The sequence below is a fragment of the uncultured Lentibacter sp. genome (assembly GCF_937123735.1).
Lineage (GTDB): Bacteria > Pseudomonadota > Alphaproteobacteria > Rhodobacterales > Rhodobacteraceae > Lentibacter.
The window spans coordinates 53254-74863 of record NZ_CAKZKL010000004.1; the positions used below are offsets into that span (position 1 = coordinate 53254).

The following is a 21610-nucleotide window of genomic DNA, read 5'->3' on the forward strand; positions in this document are numbered from 1 at the left end:
GCCGCGTGGAGCTGTCACACCTCATTGCCTTCAACCTGACGCTGCTGGCCGCCATGGCCAGCCCCGGTCCGGCGCTGCTGCTGGCGCTCAAAACCACGCTCACCTCGGGCCGTATGGCGGGCATCATGACAGGCCTCGGCCTCGGCAGCATGGCCGCGCTCTGGACAGCGCTGGCGCTCTTGGGGCTTGAGGGCGTGTTTGCGCTTTTTCCCTGGGCCTATGCCCTCCTGAAAACGGCCGGGGCGCTCTACCTTCTCTACATCGCCTATGGCATGTGGACAGACGCCGCCAAACCGCTCCCTGAGACATCGGCAGACGCCCCGCACCTGCGCCGCGCCTTCTTTCGTGGCTTTGCCGTCAATATCGGCAACCCGAAATCGGTGATCTTCGCCGCCTCCGTGCTTCTGGTGATCTTCCCGCAGGGCATGAGCTTCGCCGAAAAGGCCAGCATCGCCCTCAACCACCTGCTGGTGGAATGCGCTGTCTACACGCTCTTTGCCCTTGCGCTCTCCACACCGCCGGCGCGCGCTGGCTACCTGCGCCTCAAGCCGGTCTTTGATCGCGCCGCAGCCCTGCTGCTGGGCGCGCTCGGCCTGCGCCTCATCTTCTCCAAATAACCACACAGGACCGCTGCCATGACCGATCGTTTGCCCCATGAAAAAGGCTTCCACATCTCCTGGGACCAGATCCACCGCGACGCCCGCGCCCTCGCTTGGCGCCTCGATGGGCGCGGCCCCCATGACGGCAGCTGGACGGCAGTGGTCGCCATCACGCGGGGTGGGATGGCCCCGGCGATGATCGTTGCGCGCGAGCTGGATATCCGCACCGTCGATACGATCTCGGTCAAATCCTACCACTCCGGCGGCGGCAAAGCCGACCAGCGCCGCGAGGCCGAGGTGATCAAATCCCCCGATCCCGCCATCATGGGCGACGGCACGGGCATTCTTGTGGTCGATGACCTGGTGGACAGCGGCAAAACACTGGAGCTGGTGCGCACGCTCTATCCAAACGCCCATTTCGCCTGCGTCTATGCCAAGCCCGAGGGCGAAAAACAGGCCGACACCTTCATCACCGGCGTGAGCCAGGACACATGGATCTTCTTCCCCTGGGATATGGCGCTGCAATACGTTGAGCCCTACCGCGGAAACGACTGAGCGCCGCGCCACCCGATCCTGCGGGACGCTCCGCGGGGGATATTTGGAGCAAGAAAAAAGAGCCTCTGTCCCTGTCCTTTTTCTTTCTGAAAATATCCCCGCCGGAGGCGCCCGCCCTGAGCACAGGACACATCCGATGACCGTCACGCGCACCAATGCCACCTTCCCGCCCCCCGTTCAGGAGGCCCGCCGCTGGCTTGAAGGCGTGCAGTTTCCAACGGATCGCCCGCTGATCAACGTCTCACAGGCCGCCCCGGTCGAGCCGCCCCCCGAGGCTTTGCGCGCGGCCATGGCCGAGGCCTTGCTCAACGCGCCGGGCGCACATCTTTACGGGCCCACGCTCGGCCTGCCCGCGCTGCGCGCCGAGGTGGCACAGCAATGGCGCGCCAGCTACGGTGGCGAGATCGCCGAAAGCGAAGTGGCCATCACGTCAGGGTGCAATCAGGCCTTCGCGGCCGCCATCGCCACCCTCTGCGGCGAGGGCGACGAGGTCATCCTGCCGACGCCCTGGTATTTCAACCACAAAATGTGGCTCGATATGTCCGGCGTGCGCACGGTGGCGCTGCCTGCCGATGCTGCGCTTTTGCCCGACCCTGAGGAGGCCCGCGCGCGCATCACCGCCCGCACCCGTGCCATTGTCCTTGTCACCCCAAACAACCCCGCCGGTGTCGAATACCCCGCAGAGCTTGTTGGCGCGTTCTTTGACCTCGCCCAAGAGCACGGGCTCGCGCTCATTGTCGATGAAACCTACCGCGATTTTGACAGCCGCACCGGCGCGCCGCATGATCTTTTCACCCGCCACGGCTGGCAGGACACGCTGATCCAGCTCTATTCCTTCTCCAAGGCCTACCGGCTCACCGGTCACCGCATCGGCGCGATTGTGGCGTCAGAAGCGCGGCTTGCCGAGGTGGAGAAGTTTCTGGACACCGTCACCATTTGCCCCAGTCAGATCGGCCAGCGCGGCGCCCTATGGGGCATGCAGAACCTCGCCCAATGGCTCGCTGGCGAGCGCGCCGAAATTCTCGCGCGCCGCGCCGCCATTCAGGCGGCGTTTTCACCGCTTGCCGCGGCGGGCTGGGAGCTTCTTGGGCTGGGGGCCTATTTCGCCTATATGGCGCACCCCTTTGCCGAGACGTCCGATGCACTCGCGCGCCGTTTGGTGGCCGAGCAAAGCGTGCTCTGCCTGCCCGGAACCATGTTTCGCCCCACCAACGACCCCGCCGCCGCCAAAGAGCTGCGCATCGCTTTTGCCAATGTCGACACGACCGGGATCAAAACCCTGTTTGAACGCCTTGAAAGGATGGGCGCTTAGGCGCGCAGAGCCCTTGCCCCTGCCCCGCCAACCGCTTAGACAGTGGCCTCAAGAATTGGGCTTGAGGAGAGCAACATGCGCGCGAGCGGAAAAACGGCCAAGACCTTCATCTGGATCCTGATGGGCCTTCTGATCCTCGGTCTTGGCGGGTTTGGCGTCACCAATCTGGGCGGATCCGTGCGCAGCATCGGCACTGTGGGCGACAAAGACATCACAACCCAGAGCTATTTCAACGCGCTCCAGCAAATGCTGCGCAGCCAAAGCTCCACAACCGGCAGCCCGCTCAGCTTTGCCGAGGCCCAGGCCCGGCAACTTGACAGGATCGTTCTGTCCCAGCTGGTGGCCACTCGGGCCCTGGACCACGAAACAGCCCAGCTTGGGCTTTCTGTCGGCGATGCACGCCTGGCCCAACAGATTGTCCAAACCGAAGCCTTTCATGGTGTCACAGGCGCGTTCAACCGCGAAGACTACCGCTTTCGCTTGCAGCAGATCGGCCTCACAGAATCAGCCTATGAGGAAATCCTGCGCGAAGAGATGGCGCGCACGCTCGTGCAGAGCGCCATGTTCAGCGCCGTCTCGCCGCCAAAAACCTATGCCGACACAATCGTGAACTTTATCGCCGAGCAACGTGACTTCACATGGGTCCTGCTGGATGAAACCGCGCTCGACACCCCCCTGCCCGCAGCCAGCGAGGCCGATCTTGCCAGCTACCACAAGGCCAATGCCGCCCGCTACATGAGCCCCGCCTTGCGCAAAATCACCTACGCCCAACTCACCCCGGAGCAAATGATACCCGAGGTTGACGTGGATGAGAGCACGCTGCAACAGCTCTTTGAAGAACGCGCCGCAGAGCAAAACCGCCCGGAGCGCCGCCTTGTGGAGCGCCTGATCTTTGCCGATCAAGCCGAGGCAGAGGCCGCCCGCGCGGCGCTTTCAGCCGGGGAAACCACCTTTGACGCCCTCGTGAGCGCGCGGGGCCTGACGGGGGCCGATGTGGACATGGGAGATGTGAGCCTTGCAGAGCTTGAAGGCGCTGGCGCGGTGATCTTTGCAGCCGCCACAGGCGATATTGTCGGCCCTGAACCCACCGATCTTGGCCCGGCCCTGTTTCGCATCAACGGGGTCCTTGCGCCTGTCACACTCGCTTACGAGGATCTGCGTGACGAGCTGCGCGACGAATTTGCCCAGGGCCGTGCGCGCCGTCTCATTGACCGCGAGCGCGAGCGCTTTGAAGACCTGCTCGCCGCAGGTGCAACCCTGGAAGAGCTTGCCGCCGAAACACTTATGACCCTCGGGCAAATCGACTGGCACAGCGCCGCCGAGGATGGCCCGGCCGGCTATCTGGCCTTTCAGGAGGCCGCCGCCTCTGTCACCAAAGAAGACTTCCCCGAGATCATTGAGCTGGAAGATGGCGGGCTGATTGCTCTGCGCCTTGATGCCGAGGTGCCCGCCGCCGAACAACCCCTGTCAGAGGTGCGCGCCACTGTTGTGGCCGATGAGCGCAACACCCGCCTCACAGAGGCGCTGATCGCCAAAGCCGACGCGCTGAAAAAGCAGCTTGAGTCCGGTGCGGACTTTGCAGAGCTCACAGCCGGTCTGGAGCTGCGTGCCGAGCAAGGGCGCACGCGGGGGGCCTTTCTTGCGGATGCCCCCGCCACGCTGATGGTCGATGTTTTTGGCCTGAAAACCCCCTCCAGCACGGTTGTGTCAGCAACCGGGCCGACAGTGGCGCTCGCACGTCTGGACAGCATCACGCCCGCCGACCTTGAGGACCCCGAGGTGGCCAGCACACGCACCATGCTCCAGGAGCAATATCGCAATGATCTGGCCCAGGACATCTACACGATGTTTATCGCCGATATCCAGTCCCGCACCCCTGTGACGCTCGATGATGCCGCAATCAATGCCGTGCACACACAGTTTCAATAAGGGCGCCGAAGATGGAACTTACCCCCGCATTTGAGACCTTCGAACGCGGCTATTCAGCCAATCAAAATCAACTTGTCTACACCCGCCTCGCCGCCGATCTCGACACGCCCGTCTCGCTCATGCTCAAGCTCACGGGGGCGGCCAAAAACGCCTTCATACTTGAATCCGTCACCGGCGGCGAGGTGCGCGGGCGCTACTCCATCATCGGCCTGAAGCCCGACCTCATTTGGCAGTGCCACGGCACAGAAAGCCGCCTCAACCGACAGGCGCGCTTTGATGAAAGCGCCTTTGAAGTGCAGCCCGGCGATCCGCTCGCCAACCTGCGCGCGCTGCTGGCCGAAAGCCGGATCGACATGCCCGAAGGTCTGCCCGCCGCCTCTGCCGGGCTTTTTGGCTATCTCGGCTATGACATGATCCGCCTTGTGGAACGTCTGCCCGATATGCCCGAAGACACGCTCGGGCTGCCCGATGCTGTGCTCTTGCGCCCCACGGTGACAGCGGTGCTCGACGGGGTGAAAGGCGAGGTCATTGTCGTTGCGCCCGCCTGGGCCAGCGAGGGGCTATCCGCCCGCGCCGCCTATGCGCAGGCCGCCGAGCGGGTGATGGATGCGGTGCGCGATCTGGAGCGCGCCCTGCCCCAGCAGGCGCGCGATCTTGGCGAAGCCGAGACCGATCCAGAGCCGCAAAGCAATTTCACCCGCGAGGGCTACAAAGCCGCCGTGGAGAAGGCCAAGGATTATATCCGCGCCGGGGATATCTTTCAGGTTGTGCCCAGCCAGCGCTGGTCGCTGCCGTTTCGCCAGCCGCCCTTCGCGCTATACCGCAGCCTCAGGCGCACCAATCCCTCGCCGTTCATGTTCTATTTCAACTTCGGCGGCTTTCAGGTCGTCGGCGCATCGCCCGAAATCCTCGTGCGCGTCTTTGGCAACGAGGTCACAATCCGCCCCATCGCCGGCACACGGCCCCGCGGCGCAACACCCGAGGAAGACCGCGCCCTCGAGGCCGATCTGCTGGCCGATGAGAAGGAACTCGCCGAGCACCTCATGCTGCTCGATTTGGGCCGCAACGACACCGCCCGCGTCTCAAAGGTGGGAACAGTGCGCCCTACCGAAGAATTTATCATCGAGCGCTACAGCCATGTGATGCACATCGTCTCCAACGTGGTGGGCGAGCTGAGCCCAGAGCACGATGCGCTCTCAGCCCTGCTCTCGGGCCTGCCCGCAGGCACCGTCTCCGGCGCGCCAAAGGTGCGCGCCATGGAAATCATCGACGAGCTTGAGCCGGAAAAGCGCGGCGTCTATGGCGGCGGTGTGGGCTACTTCGCCGCCAATGGCGATATGGACGTCTGCATCGCCCTGCGCACAGCGCTCGTCAAAAATGAAACACTGTATATCCAAGCAGGCGGCGGCGTGGTCTATGACAGTGACCCCGAAGCCGAATACATGGAAACCCTGCACAAATCCGGCGCCATCCGCCGCGCCGCCGCCGATGCCGCCCGCTTCACAGGCAACGGCAATGGGTGAGGCCAACCCAATGCTAACCACCGTAGGGTGCGCATTCATTGCGCACCGCGTATCGCCCCCCGCGCTTCACAGGCAACGGCAATCGGTGAGGCCAGCTCAATGCAATACACCGTAGGGTGCGCAGTCATTGCGCACCGTGTCTCATGCCCCGCCTGATCCTCTTCAACAAGCCCTACGGCGTGCTCAGCCAGTTCACCGACAAAGGAACCGAGGGCAGCCCCCGCGCCACTCTGTCTGACCATATTGATGTCAAAGGCGTCTACCCCGCAGGGCGTCTTGACCGTGACAGCGAGGGGCTTTTGCTGCTCACCGATGATGGCCGCCTGCAAGCGCGGCTCTCAAATCCAAAGTTCAAAGAGCCCAAAACCTACCTTGTCCAGGTCGAGGGTGCCCCCACCGATGAGGCTCTCGCAGCGCTGGCCCAGGGCGTCACGCTCAAAGACGGGCTCACACGCCCCGCCAAGGCCCGCCGCGTCGCTGCACCTGTTTGGCTCTGGCCGCGCACGCCCCCCATCAGGGTGCGAAAGGCCATTCCGGACACTTGGATCGAACTCACCCTGCGCGAGGGGCGCAACCGACAGGTGCGGCGCATGACAGCCCATGTCGGCCACCCCACCCTGCGCCTCATCCGCCTCAGCATCGGGGCGCACAGCCTCGCAGGGCTCGCGCCAGGCGCGTGGCGCAGCACAGAGACGCCCGGCTAGGGTTGCGCTGTCAGCAAGGCGCTCACAGGCGCAAGCTGAAGCCGGTCACCACGCTCCTGCAAGCCCCACAGCAACAGCGCACTGATCGTGTCCGCGCGCAAGCGTCCCAGCATCACAACACCGCCCTCAGCACCCGCTTTCAAGCCGGCATGGCCCAGGAACCGCTTGATCGCGCTGGCGTTCTGTCCGTTCTTGTCAAAATCCCGGAACACTGTTGCAGATGGCACACCGGCCTTCGCAGCCAGCTTCTGGGCCGTGTTCAGCCCCTTTGGAAAGAGCAACAACCCATGGCCACTCTCGCGCGCATAAGCGCTCACCTGGGCAATCACCTCACGGCTCGCCTGCATCCCCGCATCCGGTGTCTCCATCAGCGCCACAGCCTGTGGAAGCTTGTCCAATACCACGGGCAAAGAGACCTCCACATCTGACGCCCGCGCACCGGCAGGCAAATTGACCATCGCCAAGACTTCAAACCCCGCAGCCCGGTAGCGCGCCATGGCCTCGCTCGCGCCCGCCCAGCCACTGTCCAGGGCAATGCTCAACGGATAGGGAAAGCTGCTGAGCGCCTCGACTCCAATATCGCTGCTGCCATCGTCAATCAGCACAATTGCCATTTTCGGGGTGCCCTCTTGGCTTTCAAATGGCGCCGCAAAGCGCTGAAGCGGCGGCAAGGCGGCCTTGGCCTCTGTTGTGCTCTCGCCAGAGGGGCTGTCCTCTGGGGAGGCGGGCACCTCGGCTGTGTCGCCCATCTTGGGCAAACGGCTTGAGGAGCCCTCACCAAGGCGGCGCGCCGGTGTTCCGATGGCGACAGTGGCTCCCTGCGCGCGCGGGGCCGGCTCGGCTTGCGGAAGCTCTTGCAGAGCCACCTCAGGCAGCTCTGCCGGCTCCATCACACGCGGCACCGTCAAAACAATCTCTTCACGCTCGTCTTCCGGCAAACCCGCTGTTTCAGCCGGCGGTTCGGCCTGCATATCAAGCTGCGGTTGATCCGCCCCCAGTGGGGCCGTTGCCATGGCTTGGGGCGTGACGGGCTGCACCGCCCCGGCCGTGGCCTCAGGCGGTTGTGCGTCTTTGTCCGGAACGGGGAGCGCGCTCAAGGGTTGCGCGGGGCGTGCGGGCTGCGGGTCCACCTCGGCAGGGACCTCTGAAGTGGCTCCAGTGGTGGTTCCAGTAGTGGCTCCTGTGGCGGCCATTTGCGGCGCCGCAGCCAGCTCAGGGGCGCTTAAGGCCGCCGGGGCGGTGCTCAGCTCCGGGGGTGGTGTCTGCGCGGGCACTTGCGTGGTGGCCAAAGCTGTGCCTTGCACAGCTTCTTGTGCTGTGTCTTGGCCATCACTTTGAACCGCACTTTGGCCCTCGCCCGTGCCTGTGACTTGCTTGCCTGTGGTTTGCTTGCCTGTGCCTTGCGTCAATGCGGGCGCATCGGCCTGCGCCCTTGGCGGCATTGCCGCCTCTGGCAAATCTGTCGCCAATGAAAGCCCTGCCGCCGTCAAAACCGCCGCGCCGGTGCCGATCACAACCCCACTCAGAAATCCGCGTGCCACTCATTCACCTCTGATTTATCTGCGCGACAGGGGCATGAGCCCTTGACGCCTCCGTCGATCCCTGAACATGTATACCGCGACCTTGGGCCGAGCCTCCAGCCCTTTCCTAAGAGCGAATGGCAAGATGCTGCTACTGATAGATAATTACGACAGTTTTACCTACAACCTTGTACATTATTGCGGCGAATTGGGCGCAGAGGTTGTCGTCAAACGCAACGACGCCCTCACCGTGGCCGAGGCCCTGGCCCTGCGCCCCTCGGCCATTCTCGTTTCTCCCGGCCCGAAAGACCCGTCTCAGGCCGGCATTTGCCTGGAGCTGACCCGCGCCGCGGCCGAGGCCCGGATCCCGCTTCTGGGTGTCTGTCTGGGGCATCAAACCATCGGCGAAGCCTTCGGTGGCGAGGTCGTGCGCTGCCATGAAATCGTCCATGGCAAGATGGGCACGATCCATCATACGGGCAAAAGCGTCTTTGCGGGCCTGCCCAGCCCCTTTGAAGCCACGCGCTACCACTCGCTCGTGGTGGACCGCGAGAGCCTGCCCGCCTGCCTTGAGGTCACCGCAACCCTTGAAGATGGCACGATCATGGGCCTTGCCCACCGCGAAGCGCCTGTGCACGGCGTGCAATTCCATCCGGAGTCCATCCGCTCCGAGCACGGCCACCAGATGCTCAAAACCTTCCTCGACATGGCAAAGGAGCCCGCATGAGCCAAGCGCTGAAACCCCTCATTGGGGCCGCCGCCGAGCGCGCCCTCACCCGCTCCGAAGCCGAAGAAGCCTTCAGTGAGCTGTTCAATGGCGAGGCCACACCCGCCCAGATCGGCGGGCTGCTCATGGCCCTGCGCACCCGGGGCGAGACGGTTGAGGAGTTTGCCGCCGCCGCCGCCGTGATGCGTACCAAATGCCACGCGGTGAAAGCTCCCACTGGCGCGATGGACATCGTCGGCACCGGCGGCGATGGCAAGGGCACGCTCAACATTTCCACCGCCACAGCCTTTGTCGTGGCCGGCGCAGGCGTGCCCGTGGCCAAACACGGCAACCGCAACCTCAGCTCCAAATCCGGCGCAGCCGATGCGCTTTCCGAACTTGGCATCAACGTGATGATTGGCGCGCAAGTTGTTGAGAACGCTCTTGAAAGCTGCGGCATCTGCTTCATGATGGCCCCCATGCACCACCCTGCGATGGCCCATGTCGGCCCCGCACGCGCCGAGCTGGGCACCCGCACGATCTTCAATATCCTTGGCCCGCTGACAAACCCCGCAGGGGTCAAGCGTCAGCTCACAGGCGCGTTCACGCGTGCGCTCATCCGCCCCATGGCCGAAACCCTCGGCCAACTCGGCTCCGAGCGCGCCTGGCTCGTGCACGGCTCTGATGGAACCGACGAGCTCACCATCACAGGCCTGTCCTGGGTCGCCGCCCTCAACGAAGACGGCAGCGTGACAGAGCACGAGCTGCACCCCGAAGAGGCCGGCCTGCCGGTTCACCCCTTCGAGGCCATCCTTGGCGGCACACCATCCGAAAACGCCACCGCTCTGCGCGCCCTGCTCGCAGGCGAGGCCTCGGCCTATCGCGACGCCGTTTTGCTCAATTCCGCCGCTGCCCTGCTCGTGGCAGGCAAGGCCGAGTCCCTGAAAACCGGCGTCGAAATGGCGCGCGAGAGCATCGACAGCGGCCAAGCGGCCGCCAAGGTTGCCGCCCTCGCCAAATTCACCACGGAGACACCATGAGCCCGACCATTCTGGACAAGATCAAAACCTACAAACTTGCGGAAGTCGCCGCCGACAAGGCCGCCAGGCCGCTGGAGGCCGTCGAGGCCGCAGCACAGGCCGCGCCCCCCGTGCGCCCCTTTGCCAAAGCGCTCTTTGAGGCGAGCAAAACAGGCTATGGCCTCATCGCCGAAATCAAGAAGGCCAGCCCCTCCAAGGGCCTCATCCGCGCCGATTTTGACCCCGCCACCCTGGCCAAAGCCTATGAGGCGGGCGGCGCGGCCTGCCTCTCCGTGCTCACCGACACCCCCAGCTTTCAGGGCGCCAAAAGCTTTCTCACAGAGGCCCGCGCCGCCTGTGATCTGCCCGCGCTGCGCAAGGATTTCATGTATGACACCTATCAGGTCGCCGAGGCCCGCGCCTTGGGCGCGGACTGCATCCTGATCATCATGGCCAGCGTCTCCGATGCGCAGGCCCAGGAGCTTGAAGCCGCCGCCACCGAATGGGGCATGGATGCGCTCATCGAGGTGCATGATCTGCCAGAGCTGGAGCGCACCCATGCGCTGAACTCCAAACTTATCGGCATAAATAACCGCAATCTCAATACCTTCGAGACCTCTCTTGATGTGTCTCGCACGCTCTCCAAACATGTGCCCGTGGGCCGGATGATCGTCTCTGAAAGCGGGCTCAACACCCCTGATGATCTCGCCGAAATGGCCAAATACGGCGCGCGCTGTTTCCTTATCGGCGAAAGCCTCATGCGTCAGGACGATGTGGAAAGCGCCACGCGCCGGCTTCTGGCCAACCCCGTCCAGGCAACGGGGGTCTGAATGTCTGATCTCACCCATTTTGACGGCTCCGGCAACGCCCATATGGTCGATGTCTCTGCCAAGAGTGTCACAGCTCGTGTCGCCACCGCCAAGGGCCATGTGCGCATGGCGCGAGAAACCCTCGCAATGATCACCCAAGAGCGCGCCAAAAAGGGCGATGTCCTCGCCGTGGCCCAGCTCGCAGGCATCATGGGCGCAAAAGAAACTGCGCGCCTCATCCCGCTCTGCCACCCGCTGCCCATCACCAAGGTCGCCCTCACTCTCACGCCCGACAGCACGCTTCCGGGCGTGCAGATCGAGGCCACCGTCAAGACAACGGGCCAAACAGGTGTCGAGATGGAAGCCCTCACAGCCGTCTCCACGGCGGCGCTCACGGTCTATGACATGGTCAAGGCCGTGGATAAGGCGATGGAGATCGGCGCTATCCGCGTTGTGCTCAAAGATGGCGGTAAATCAGGGCGTTACGAAGCAGAATGATCTCCGTTTCCCAAGCTCTGGAGGCGCTCTTCGCGCTCACCCGCCCGCAGCCCAGCGAGTTTTGCCCGCTGACGCAAGCTGCTGGCCGCGTGCTGGCAACGCCGATCACAGCCAGACTCACCCAGCCGCCCTTCGCCGCCTCCTCCATGGATGGCTATGCGCTCAACTCGGTTGAGGCCGATCTGCACGCGCAATTCGTGGTGGTGGGCGAATCTGCTGCGGGCCACGGCTTCACAGGCAAGCTTGGCGCTGGCCAGGCCGTGCGCATCTTCACAGGCGCGCCAGTGCCCAAGGGGGCCGATATGGTGGCCATTCAGGAAGAGGTCGAGCGCCGCGGCAAGCTCATCACCCTGCTCACAGCCTATGACGGCAAGAGCAATATCCGCCCTGCTGGACAGGATTTCAAGCTGGGCGAGCAGATGAGCGCGCCGCGCCGCCTCACCCCGTCCGATATCGCCCTCGCCGCGTCGATGAACCACGCCACGCTGCCGGTTTTCAAAAAGCCCGTGGTCGCCCTCATCTCCACAGGCGACGAGCTGGTGCAACCGGGCGAAAGCCCCGCGCCCGAGCAGATCATCGCCTCCAACACCTATGGCCTCAAAGCCCTTTTGGAGGCAAACGGGGCTGAGGTCCGCATCCTGCCCATCGCACGCGACACCCGCGCCAGCCTGGAAACAGTCTTCGCCCTCTCAGAGGGGGCCGATCTTGTCGTCACCATCGGTGGGGCCTCGGTGGGCGATCATGACATCGTCGCCGAAGTCGCCGCCACGCTTGGCCTTGACCAGAGCTTTTACAAGGTCGCCATGCGCCCCGGCAAGCCGCTCATGGCCGGCCGCATGGGCAACACCATGATGGTCGGCCTGCCTGGCAACCCTGTTTCGGCCATGGTGTGCGGCCATGTGTTCTTGCTGCCGGTCTTGGGCGCCATGCTCGGGCTCGGGCAGGCTCCCGCGCAGCGCTTTAAGGCCACGCTCAGCGCAGATCTGCCCGCCAATGGCCCGCGCGAGCATTACATGCGCGCCACTGTTGCAGAGGGTCAGATCGAGGCCGAGATTCGGCAGGATTCGGCCCTGCTCTCCGTGTTGGCCCGCGCCAATGCCCTGCTCATCCGCCCGCCCCATGACGGCGCGCGCGCCGCAGGCGAAACGGTGGACTATATCACGCTCAGCTGAGCAGCGCCTTGGCGGCGCGCAAGCCGGGGTCTTCGCCGCCCTTGCCCAGTCGCTCCATCGTGAGGCGCGCAGCCTCCGCCTGCGCCTGAGGCTGCGCCAAAACACCCAGCACCGCCTCCGCCAGCCGCTCTGCCGTGCAGTCTTTGCCAATCCGCTCGGGAACGGCCCGCGTCTCGCTCACAAGGTTCACCAGCGTCACCGTGTCAATCAACAGCATCCGCGCCATGATCACACGGCTCAACCACGCCATATCATAGCCGATCACCATCGGCGTTCCCGCCGCCGCCAGCTCCAGCGAGACCGTGCCGGAAGCCGCCAGCGCCACATCTGCCGCCGCAAACGCCGCGCGCTTTTCTTGGCCGTCCTCGGGCCGCAAAAACAGCGTATCAGGCGGGAATAGCCCCTTATTTTCAGCAAGAAAGGCTTGCACCGCATCCGCCACAACCACCACGGCGCGCATCCCCTTATGCGCAGCCAACACGGCTTGCGCCGCCGCGCCAAAGCGCGCCGACAGCCGCGTCACCTCGCCCATGCGCGAGCCGGGCAACAAGAGCAATAGCGGCGCATCGCCCAAACCATACTTGGCGCGAAATGCAGCAATCTCTGCCGCCCCCGCCTCGGGCTCCGCCACCACTGGGTGGCCGGTAAACTCAGCCGCCATCCCCGCCGCGCGCATCAACTCGGGCTCAAAGGGCAAGAGCGTCAGCACCTTGTCGGTAAACTCTGCAAGCCTTGCCGCCCGCTTGGGCCGCCAGGCCCAAACAGAGGGCGCCACATAATGCACCGTGCGGATGGCAGGGTTGGCCGCGCGCACATCCTTGGCCACACGCTTGCAGAAATCGGGGCTATCGATGGTGAGCAGAATATCCGGCTGAAAGGCCAGCGCCGCTGCCACGGTCTCGTCCTTGCGCCTGAGCAGCGCGCGGTACTTCGGCAGCACCTCGGCCAGCCCCATGACACTCAGCTCCGCCATCGGAAACAGCGGCTGAAGCCCCTCGGCCTCCATCAGTGGCCCGCCCACACCGGCAAAGGCAATGTCCGGGTGAAGCTGTTTCAGACCGCGCATCACAGCCTGCCCCAGCTTGTCGCCCGAGGCCTCCCCCGCAACCAGAAAAATCCGTTTCACCGCACCCACAAGAACAGACCCGCCGCGTCCAGACAGTCCACAACAGCGGCCCGCTCCAGCACGATCACCTCATCAGCCTTCAAGATGAGCCCCGCCAGCCCCGCCTCAACGGCCAGTGTCGCCGTTCTGGGGCCAATGGTGGGCATATCGGCGCGCAGGTCCTGCCCGGGCTTGGGCGCTTTGAACAGCACCGCGCCCCGCGCCTGCCCCGCCGCCACACAGGCTTGCAACATCGCATCGGTGCCGCTGTCCTGCTCGCGCGCCAGAACCCCGCCAGCGCCCAGAATACAGGCCTGTCCCAGATCGGCCGCGCCCATCTCGGCCAGCACAGTGTCCCCCAGCTCGGCAAGGGCTCTCTCAGCGGCTTCCGGCTTTTGCCGCGTGAAAAACCCCGCAGGCAGCGTCAACCCTGCCAAAAGCCTGTGCGCCGCGCGAATGGTAAAACCAGCCTCCTCAAAGATCTGCATCACCGCCCGCAAAGCCCCGTCATCGCCCAGCTTCAACGCCGCCATGAAGGCCGGCACAAGCGGCAGGGTCGCCGCATCCAGCCGGCTCGGGTCCAGCGCCGGGCGCGCGATACGGCCACAAAAACACACCTCTCGCACGCCGCGCGCCTGCAACTCCTGCAAAAAGCTGCCCAGCGTTTCCAGGCGAAACGAGACAGCAGGCTCAAGCCCGTCAGGGGCAAACCCCTCCAGCGCACAGATCAGGGGCGGCTCTGATTGCGCCTGGGCAATTGCCTTGGGCAAGCCCCCTTCACCGGCCACCAGCGCCAGCATCTCAGCTGCCCGGCGTCAAAAAAGAGCGCTCGCTTGCACCGGTCACAAAACCAACAATCTGCTGGACATAAGCGCTCTCGCTTTCCTCGCCAAGCCGGCGGGCGCGCTCTTGAAACGTCCCCTCGCCCTGGGCAAGCATCTGAAACGCCGCCCGCAGCGCGGTAATGTCGGCGCGCGCCACCCCACGGCGCTTGAGGCCCACAAGGTTGAGCCCATCAAGCTCCGCGCGCGGCCCCTGCACAAGCCCATGTGGAATCACATCATTGGTCACCATGCTGAGCGCGCCGATGATCGCCCCCTGGCCAATGCGCACGAACTGGTGAATGCCCGAAAGCCCGCCAATGATCACATCATCTTCAATCACACAATGCCCGGCCACGGCCGAGCTGTTCACCACAATCACCCGGTCGCCAATCTGGGCATCATGGGCAATATGGCACCCGGCCATAAACAACCCGTCATCGCCAATACGGGTCAGCCCGCCGCCGCCTTCTGTGCCGCAGTTGATGGTCACATGCTCGCGAATGCGGTTGCGCGCGCCAATTTTGAGCGCGGTTTTCTCGCCCTTAAACTTGAGATCCTGCGGCACCTCGCCAATCACCGCAAAGGGAAAGACAACGCTGCCCGCCCCGATTTCGGTCTGGCCAGTGACCACAACATGGCTCTTGAGCTCAACCGCCTCTTTGAGCACCACATCCGCGCCCACAAGGCAAAACGGGCCGATCTTGCAGCCCGCGCCAATCACGGCGCCCGGCTCGACAACCGCACTGGGATGGATCTGCGCGCTCACGCCTCAACGTCCTTTGGCAAATCCATCATCGCGGTGAATTCGACCTCACAGGCCATTTCACCGTCAACCGTGGCCACCCCCCCAAAGCGCCAGACTTTGGCGCCCGGCTTGCCACGCAGGGTCGTGAGGTTCATCTCCAACACATCTCCGGGCACAACCATCCGGCGGAACTTGCACTTCTCGATGGCCATGAAATAAACCAAGAGCTCCTTGTCCGCCATATCCAGCGCAACCCCCACCATAACAGCCGCCGTCTGCGCCATGGCTTCCACAATGGTCACCCCCGGCATGATCGGCTTGCCCGGGAAATGGCCCTGAAAATGCGGTTCGTTCATGCTGACATTCTTGATCCCGCGGGCCGATTGCGTGCCCACAATGTCCTCCACACGGTCCACCAGCAAGAAGGGGTAACGGTGCGGAATGATCCGTTGGATAAGCCCGATGTCGGCGCGAAGAACCTCAGATGTCATGTTTTTTTCCTTTTGGACTGTCTGGCCTATCCCTAACAACGCCAGCAGCCCAAAACAAGATGTCAGCCGCGCCGGGCCGTTAGTCCTGCGGGATCAACCCTTCGCCGCGTCCGATGGCGGCATCAATTTTTTTGACAGCGTCACTGGTGATATCAATCGCATTGTCCCTCAGGATCACCGAGCGCATATCAAGCAAGACAGAAGCCCCCCGCTCCTCCATCAGCGCCACAAGCGCGCCCTGTGCGGTGGCCAGAAAGCGCGCTTCTGCCGTGGCCCGCTGGCTGTCAAGTGCGCGGGCGCGCTCGGTGCGTTCGCGCCGGATCGCCTGCACCTTCTGGTCAAAGGCTTCTGCGGTGTCTCGGAAATCCTCGGGTGTCATGCTGGGGCGCTGCGCCGTCAAGGCGCGCTCTTCGGCCCGCAGCATGGCCTCCAGCTCACGGTTGTTGGCCGAAAGCGCCTCGGCCTCGGCCTCAAGGTCGCTCAATATCTGCTGGCCAAACAGGGTTTCGGCAAACAGCCGGTTGGGATCCACCGTCAAGACAGGTGCGCGACGCTGTCCTGGCACAGGCCTGTCTGCCGCCTCTGACGCCCCCTCCGACAACGTGGCCTGCGGGGCTACCGGCGGGGCAATTTGTGTGGGTGCGGGCGCATCCACCGCCTGCGCCAGCGCCCCGCCGCCTGCACAGAGCAGGCAAAGCACAACTGCGACAGGCTTCAAGGCGCGGCGCACGGCCATATCAAAACTCGGTTGAAATGGTAAATTCAAAGCTCTGGTCTTTGTCCTGCTCTTCTTTCTTGAGCGCCTTTGACCAGTTCAACCGCATGGGGCCAACCGGCGTCTTCCAAAACACCGAGATCCCCGCTGTCTGGCGGAACGAGGCACTTTCATAAAGCACGCTGTTGGTGCTGGTCACATTGTCCAGCCCCCAAACGCTGCCCACATCAAAGAACAGCCCGCCCGAGAGGCCATATTCTTCCGGCAAGCCAAGCGGAAACAGCACTTCAAACTTGGCTGTCGCAAAGAAATTGCCGCCCAGGGCATCATTCACACCCGAGGTTGCATTGTATTCGCGCGGCCCGATCCCGTCAGGTGCAAAGCCGCGCACGATGTCATCTCCGAACAGGAACCTGTCCGTGGCCCGGCTGTCAGAGCCTGAAAAGGCCACAGCCCCGCCCGAGACAGTGGCCCGTAGGGTCACTTCCTCGTTGAGAACCCGTGTCTGGGCCACAATTTTCGCCTTGGTCTTCACAAAGGTATCATCCCCGCCAAGCCCGCCGAAATCCTGATTGATTTCAAAGCGCAGGCCCTGCTCCGGATCAAGCGAGCTCTTGCGCGAATCCCAGCTGTAATTGTAGCCCAGAGAGCTTTGCGAGCGCCGCCCCATGCCCACTTCGCGGCTGAGAACATCCCCCAGACATGTGCTCAGCGCACAGCCAGAAGATTCCAGCATCTCATCGGCACCAAACTTGTAGTTCAGGCCAAACCGCGCCCGCTCGCCGAGCGGAAACTCAAGCCCGGTGGCAAAAATTCCTTTGCTGGTGTCGTAATTGGCGTTTTCACTGGAAGTCTCAAACAGGCCAATATCAAAGAAAAATTTCACATCCCGCCCCAGAAAGGCAGGCTCTTCGAAATACAGGCCGTAATTCTCGTTGTCGCTGGCGCCAGACATGCGAAAGCGCAGGGTTTGGCCGCGGCCCAGAAAGTTTGTTTCCGTATATTGCGCCACAAGGCCAAAGCCGTCGTCGGTGGAGAATGTCCCGCCGAAGTTGAGCGAGCCTGTAGGCTTTTCAACCACATCAACATCCACAATCACCTGATTGGGCGAAGAGCCCTCGCGCGCATTGACCTGCGCATCTGCAAAAAATCCAAGCGCGCGGATGCGCTCGGCACTCTCGCGAATTTCGCGCGGGTTAAACGGGTCGCCCTCGGCAATGCGGAACTGGTGGCGCACCACGCGGTCCAGCGTTGTCGCATTGCCCTCAATATCAATCCGCTCCACAAAAATCCGCTCGCCCCGTGCAAGGTTGAATTCCAGATCCAGTGTCAGCGTTCTGTCGTTGCGGGTGATGCGCGGCTCAAAGCGCACGAAAGGCTCGCCGCGTTTGATCGCCAGCCGCTCCATCCGCCCGATGGCGTTTTCCACAAGCGCCGGCGAATAGACATCCCCCTCCGTCAGGTTCACGGCCTCAAAATAATCCTCCGCAGCCACATCTGCGAGGCTGCTCACAGCGGTGATCTTGCCAAACCGGAACTGCTGGCCTTCCTGCACATTGAACGTGACAAAATACCCGTCGCGCTGGCGGGCGATCTCGGCATTCACCGAGGTGGTGCGAAAATCAACATAGCCCCGCGACAGGTAAAAATCGCGCAGCACCTGCTGGTCAAATTGCAGCCGGTCTTCCACAAAGGTATCCTTGCGGATAAACGCGCGCAGCAGGCCCGCCTGCTTGCTCTCCAGCACCCGGCGCAACCTGCGGTCCGAATAGACCCTGTTGCCCACAAATCCGATCCGTGACACCTCGGTCATACCGCCTTCAAAAATCTCAAAGACAAGGTCCACACGATTGTCGCTGCGCCGGATGATGCGCGGCGTGATCTTGGCGCTCAGCCGGCCGTTCTCGGCATAGGCCTCCGTGAGGGTGGCGGTGTCGCGCTCCACCTGCGTGGGGCTAAAAACCAGCCGCTGCCGCAGCTTGATAAACCCGGCCAGCTCTTCGTCTTTCAGGCGCTTGTTGCCCTCAAAACTGATCTGGTTGATGGTCGGAAATTCTTTCACCCGGATAACAAGCCGCCCGCCTTGGGGCTCGATGTCCACGCTCTCAAACAAACCAGACGCCAGAATTTGCTGATAAGCTTCGTTCAGCTCGCCCGCAGACACCCGCTGGCCGCGCGCGATTCCCGCATAAGACACGATGGTCTCTGCCTCGATACGCTTGTTGCCCTCAACACGCAGCGCGTTGAACTGGTAGCTCTGCGCCTGCGCCGGCATCGGCTCAATGCTCAAAGCCACTGAAACTAAAGCAAAAACAAAAGCCCGCAAAATCAAGCTCAACGAGCCCGCAGCTTTTGGTTTGCAGATCAGGCCTTTGGCCCCTTTTTCGGTGCGCTTCATAATTCAGCTTCCAGTCAGACAAGGTTGCTTGCCTAACTAGTCTCTCTGGGCAGTGATGTCAAAACCAGAAGCCCGCTGCCAGAGCCGCGAAAACCCCGCGAAAAACCGTTCAAACCGGAGCCAAAACGGGCCAGCTCAGAGCAACAGCTTGCCCAGCAAACCACCGGCAAAAAGCGCAACCGTGATGGTGGCAAGATAGAGCAGACGATCCCAGTTGAGATCCCAAAGAAGATGCAGCCCGCGATAACCTTTTGCAATCGTATCCATAAACCCGGCTCCTTGCGTCACGTCGCCAAGCCCGGCAGCACTGGTTTTTGTGCCGCTTGGCCCTGTGTCGGGCGCAAAACACCGCCCGACCACGCTCAAAATACCGATGGTTTATGCGCAAATCTGGGCGCAAATCTGGCAATATTGTGGCAGCCGACTGGGGCAGCCCGTCCAGAGGCGCGCTTAGCAGAAAATATCATTCCAAAGCGCAAACACCATGACACTCAACACAAGCGCCATCCCAAAGCTCATCAGCAAGGTCATGACCCGCTCTGAAGGTTTGCGCCGCGCCACCGCCTCATAGCCGTAAAACATCAGATGCCCCCCATCCAGCATGGGAATGGGCAAGAGGTTCAAAAAGCCCACCGCGGTTGACAGCAGCCCCAAAAACCCGATGAAATCCACCAGCCCGGCCTCGGCCTGGTCCTTGGAGGCCCGGGCAATTCCGATGGCACCGGACATATTGCAAGAGCTGATCTTGCCAGCCGCCAAATGATAAAGCCCCGAAATCGAGCGCTCAACAACAGAGTATGTCTGGCTCACGCCAAGGCCAAATGCCTCAAAAAGGCCGGGCCGCACCGTCTGCGCCTCAAAGAAAGGCCCGCTCGAAATCCCGATCAGAAAGCGTTTCTCAAAGCCGTTGTCCGCTGTGGGCACATCGCGCAGCTCGGGCTGGATGACAAATTCCAGCGTCTCGCCAACCCGCCAGACCACCAGCCGCACCGGCGCGCCCTGTGCGGCCTTCACCACCCCGATCAACTCACCAAAGGTCTCAAGCGCCACCCCATCGGCGCTCAGGATCACATCGCCCGCCAAAAGGCCCGCCGCCTCGCCTGCCGAGCGCGGCTGCACAAATCCGATCCGCGCTGGCGCGTAGTGCGGCCCTTGCACGGTGAGCCTGTCGCCGCCCCGGATGACGTCATAATCTAGCAAAAGCTGGTCAGGCAGCGCGTCAAAATAGGCACGCGTCGGGGCTTCAGGATAGGGCTGGCCCGCAATGGCCACAATCTGATCACCCGCCTTGAGCGTGATTCCCTCATGTGGCAAAGGGTGCAGCTTGGCAATCTTCGGTGGGGTGCTCATCACCCCGACAGCCAACACCAGACCGGCAAATACCACGATCGAGAAGATAAAGTTGAACACAGGCCCCGCCACAACCGTGGCTGCCCGCGCCCAGAGCGGTGCCCCGTGCATGGTATGGCGCAGGGCATCGGCCGGCATGGCGGCCATAGCGGCCGTATCAGCGCCGCTGGCCGCATTGGCATCGCCCAGAAACTTCACATAGCCGCCAAACGGAATGGCCGCGATCTGCCATCGGGTGCCATGCCGGTCTTCTCGCGACAACAACACCGGCCCAAAGCCGATCGAAAACACCTCGGCCTTGATCCCCGACCAACGGCCAACGATGTAGTGGCCATATTCATGCACCCCCACAATGATCGAAAGCGCCACCACAAAAGAAAGGAGCGTGAGCAGCACGTTGCCGAATTCTGGCAAAAGGGTCATAAAATCCACGAGTTCAACCTGTCTTGTCTTGTGTTATCGGTGTGACGCGAGCTTGCGCACGGCCTCCCGGCTCTGTGTCTGTCCTAAGTGGGCAGCGGCGGCAATGTTATCAAGGTTCATTGGGGCGTTGATAAGGCTGTTGTCGGGCAAGAGCCTGTCAAGCACCTGCGCCACAACCTGCGCCATGTGCGTAAACCCGATCTCCCCGGCGATAAACGCGTCCAGAGCCGCATCCTTGGCAGCGTTGAACACCGCGCCGCTCAGCCCACCGCGCGCCATCACCTGATAGGCCAGCGCCAGGGCGGGATAGCGGGCCGGATCCGGCGGGGCAAAATCCAACCGGCCAATCTGAGCCAGATCAAGCCGCGCCACCGGCAGGGGCGCGCGCTGCGGATGATGCAGCGCATAGCCGATGGCATGGCGCATGTCAGGCGCGCCCAGATGCGCCATCAAGGCACCATCTTGAAACCCAACCAGCGCATGAACCAGAGATTGCGGGTGCACCAGCACCTCAATCTTTTCAGGATCAATTCCAAAGTATTCATGTGTTTCAATAACTTCCATGGCCTTGTTGAACATGGAAGCGCTGTCAATCGTGATCCTTTGGCCCATATCCCAATTGGGGTGGCTGCTGGCTTCGCCCACGCTGGCCTGCGCGAGTTTGTCCAGGGGCCAGTCGCGAAACGCGCCGCCAGAGGCGGTGATCACAAGGCGCTCCACCGCCGCCATATCCTCGCCCACAAGGGCTTGGAAAATCGCCGAGTGCTCGCTGTCCACGGGCAGAACCGTGCCGCCATGGCGCTTGGCCGTATCCAACAGCAGCGCCCCGCCACTGACCAGTGATTCCTTGTTGGCCAGGGCGAGCGTCGCGCCCTGCTTGAGAGCCTCCAGCCCGGGGGCAAGCCCGGCTGCGCCAACAATCGCACTCATGACCCAATCCGCGGGGCGCGCAGCTGCCTCCAGAAGGGCCGCCGGCCCGGCCGCAGCCTGCACGCCGCTGCCCTCCAGCGCGGCCCGCAAGGCCTCAAGGCGGCTTTCATCGGCAATCACGGCCACATCGGCCTGAAAGCGGCGTGCATCTGCGGCAAGCTGCGCCACATTGGCCCCGCCCGTGAGCGCCACCACATCATAGCCCTCCGGCGCACGCCCGATCAGGTCCAGCGTCGACTGGCCAATGGAGCCTGTCGCCCCGAAAACAGAGACCCGCCGCACG

General features: G+C 63.0%; 21 protein-coding genes. 11 read left to right on the forward strand and 10 right to left on the reverse strand.

The features are described 5' to 3' along the window. The first annotated feature begins 5 nt into the window (after positions 1-5). From Q0478_RS00385 to Q0478_RS00410, 6 genes are all read left to right on the forward strand, one after another. Positions 6-617 (forward strand): LysE family translocator, encoded by a 612-nt coding sequence (locus Q0478_RS00385; RefSeq protein WP_298674859.1) that lies wholly within the window; start codon positions 6-8, stop codon positions 615-617. Positions 618-635: 18 nt separating this feature from the next. Continuing rightward, positions 636-1154: a xanthine phosphoribosyltransferase gene (gene gpt, locus Q0478_RS00390; protein WP_298674861.1), complete on the forward strand. Its 519-nt coding sequence runs from the start codon at positions 636-638 to the stop codon at positions 1152-1154. Between the two features lie 136 nt (positions 1155-1290). Further along, positions 1291-2466, forward strand: coding sequence for an aminotransferase (locus tag Q0478_RS00395; protein ID WP_298674864.1), 1176 nt, complete (start codon positions 1291-1293; stop codon positions 2464-2466). Positions 2467-2541: 75 nt separating this feature from the next. Continuing rightward, entirely contained in the window at positions 2542-4395 is a 1854-nt protein-coding gene (locus Q0478_RS00400; RefSeq protein ID WP_298674867.1) for a peptidylprolyl isomerase, read from the forward strand. A gap of 11 nt (positions 4396-4406) precedes the next feature. Beyond that, complete coding sequence (gene trpE, locus Q0478_RS00405; protein WP_298674869.1) at positions 4407-5918, forward strand: anthranilate synthase component I; 1512 nt, start codon at positions 4407-4409, stop codon at positions 5916-5918. 143 nt (positions 5919-6061) lie between these two features. After that, entirely contained in the window at positions 6062-6622 is a 561-nt protein-coding gene (locus Q0478_RS00410) for a pseudouridine synthase (RefSeq protein WP_298674872.1), read from the forward strand. On the opposite strand, the gene Q0478_RS00415 is transcribed toward Q0478_RS00410, so the two are convergent. Next, positions 6619-8163 carry a divergent polysaccharide deacetylase family protein gene (locus Q0478_RS00415; protein WP_298674875.1) on the reverse strand — a complete coding sequence of 515 codons (1545 nt, stop codon included), beginning with the start codon at positions 8161-8163 and terminating at the stop codon, positions 6619-6621. The two genes, Q0478_RS00410 and Q0478_RS00415, sit on opposite strands and share 4 nt — an antisense overlap. Positions 8164-8287: 124 nt before the next feature. Here Q0478_RS00415 and Q0478_RS00420 point away from each other — a divergent pair, with 124 nt between their 5' ends. Genes Q0478_RS00420 through Q0478_RS00440 form a run of 5 tightly spaced genes read left to right on the forward strand, consistent with a single transcriptional unit; the run spans position 8288 to position 12346 of the window. Further along, positions 8288-8869, forward strand: coding sequence for an aminodeoxychorismate/anthranilate synthase component II (locus Q0478_RS00420; RefSeq protein ID WP_298674877.1), 582 nt, complete (start codon positions 8288-8290; stop codon positions 8867-8869). Then, positions 8866-9888, forward strand: a complete 1023-nt coding sequence (gene trpD, locus Q0478_RS00425; RefSeq protein ID WP_298674880.1) for an anthranilate phosphoribosyltransferase — start codon at positions 8866-8868, stop codon at positions 9886-9888. Before Q0478_RS00420 ends, trpD begins: the two co-directional genes overlap by 4 nt. Further along, positions 9885-10697: an indole-3-glycerol phosphate synthase TrpC gene (gene trpC / locus Q0478_RS00430; protein ID WP_298674882.1), complete on the forward strand. Its 813-nt coding sequence runs from the start codon at positions 9885-9887 to the stop codon at positions 10695-10697. The genes trpD and trpC overlap by 4 nt, the downstream gene beginning before the upstream one ends. Beyond that, positions 10698-11174, forward strand: a complete 477-nt coding sequence (moaC, locus tag Q0478_RS00435; protein WP_298674885.1) for a cyclic pyranopterin monophosphate synthase MoaC — start codon at positions 10698-10700, stop codon at positions 11172-11174. Then, a complete protein-coding gene (locus tag Q0478_RS00440) occupies positions 11171-12346 on the forward strand; it encodes a molybdopterin molybdotransferase MoeA (RefSeq protein WP_298674888.1) in 1176 nt (391 codons plus the stop codon). Before moaC ends, Q0478_RS00440 begins: the two co-directional genes overlap by 4 nt. On the opposite strand, the gene lpxB is transcribed toward Q0478_RS00440, so the two are convergent. The 9 genes from lpxB to dxr all read right to left on the reverse strand — a co-directional run bounded on the left by lpxB (position 12339) and on the right by dxr (position 21609). Then, on the reverse strand, positions 12339-13472 hold the full coding sequence (gene lpxB, locus Q0478_RS00445; protein WP_298674889.1) for a lipid-A-disaccharide synthase: 1134 nt from the start codon (positions 13470-13472) through the stop codon (positions 12339-12341). The genes Q0478_RS00440 and lpxB overlap by 8 nt on opposite strands. Then, complete coding sequence (lpxI, locus tag Q0478_RS00450) at positions 13469-14251, reverse strand: LpxI family protein (RefSeq protein ID WP_298674891.1); 783 nt, start codon at positions 14249-14251, stop codon at positions 13469-13471. The genes lpxB and lpxI overlap by 4 nt, the downstream gene beginning before the upstream one ends. 1 nt (position 14252) lies before the next feature. Then, complete coding sequence (lpxA, locus tag Q0478_RS00455; RefSeq protein WP_298674894.1) at positions 14253-15041, reverse strand: acyl-ACP--UDP-N-acetylglucosamine O-acyltransferase; 789 nt, start codon at positions 15039-15041, stop codon at positions 14253-14255. After that, positions 15038-15511, reverse strand: a complete 474-nt coding sequence (gene fabZ, locus Q0478_RS00460; RefSeq protein ID WP_298674895.1) for a 3-hydroxyacyl-ACP dehydratase FabZ — start codon at positions 15509-15511, stop codon at positions 15038-15040. Before fabZ ends, lpxA begins: the two co-directional genes overlap by 4 nt. Before the next feature lie 79 nt (positions 15512-15590). Then, on the reverse strand, positions 15591-16277 hold the full coding sequence (locus Q0478_RS00465) for an OmpH family outer membrane protein (RefSeq protein ID WP_298674897.1): 687 nt from the start codon (positions 16275-16277) through the stop codon (positions 15591-15593). After that, positions 16249-18624, reverse strand: a complete 2376-nt coding sequence (gene bamA, locus Q0478_RS00470) for an outer membrane protein assembly factor BamA (RefSeq protein ID WP_298674899.1) — start codon at positions 18622-18624, stop codon at positions 16249-16251. Before bamA ends, Q0478_RS00465 begins: the two co-directional genes overlap by 29 nt. Before the next feature lie 135 nt (positions 18625-18759). After that, entirely contained in the window at positions 18760-18891 is a 132-nt protein-coding gene (locus Q0478_RS00475; protein ID WP_298674902.1) for a hypothetical protein, read from the reverse strand. 183 nt (positions 18892-19074) lie between these two features. Then, positions 19075-20397 carry an RIP metalloprotease RseP gene (gene rseP, locus Q0478_RS00480; RefSeq protein ID WP_366914875.1) on the reverse strand — a complete coding sequence of 441 codons (1323 nt, stop codon included), beginning with the start codon at positions 20395-20397 and terminating at the stop codon, positions 19075-19077. 33 nt (positions 20398-20430) lie between these two features. Continuing rightward, positions 20431-21609 carry a 1-deoxy-D-xylulose-5-phosphate reductoisomerase gene (gene dxr / locus Q0478_RS00485; protein WP_298675123.1) on the reverse strand — a complete coding sequence of 393 codons (1179 nt, stop codon included), beginning with the start codon at positions 21607-21609 and terminating at the stop codon, positions 20431-20433. Position 21610 lies beyond the last annotated feature (1 nt).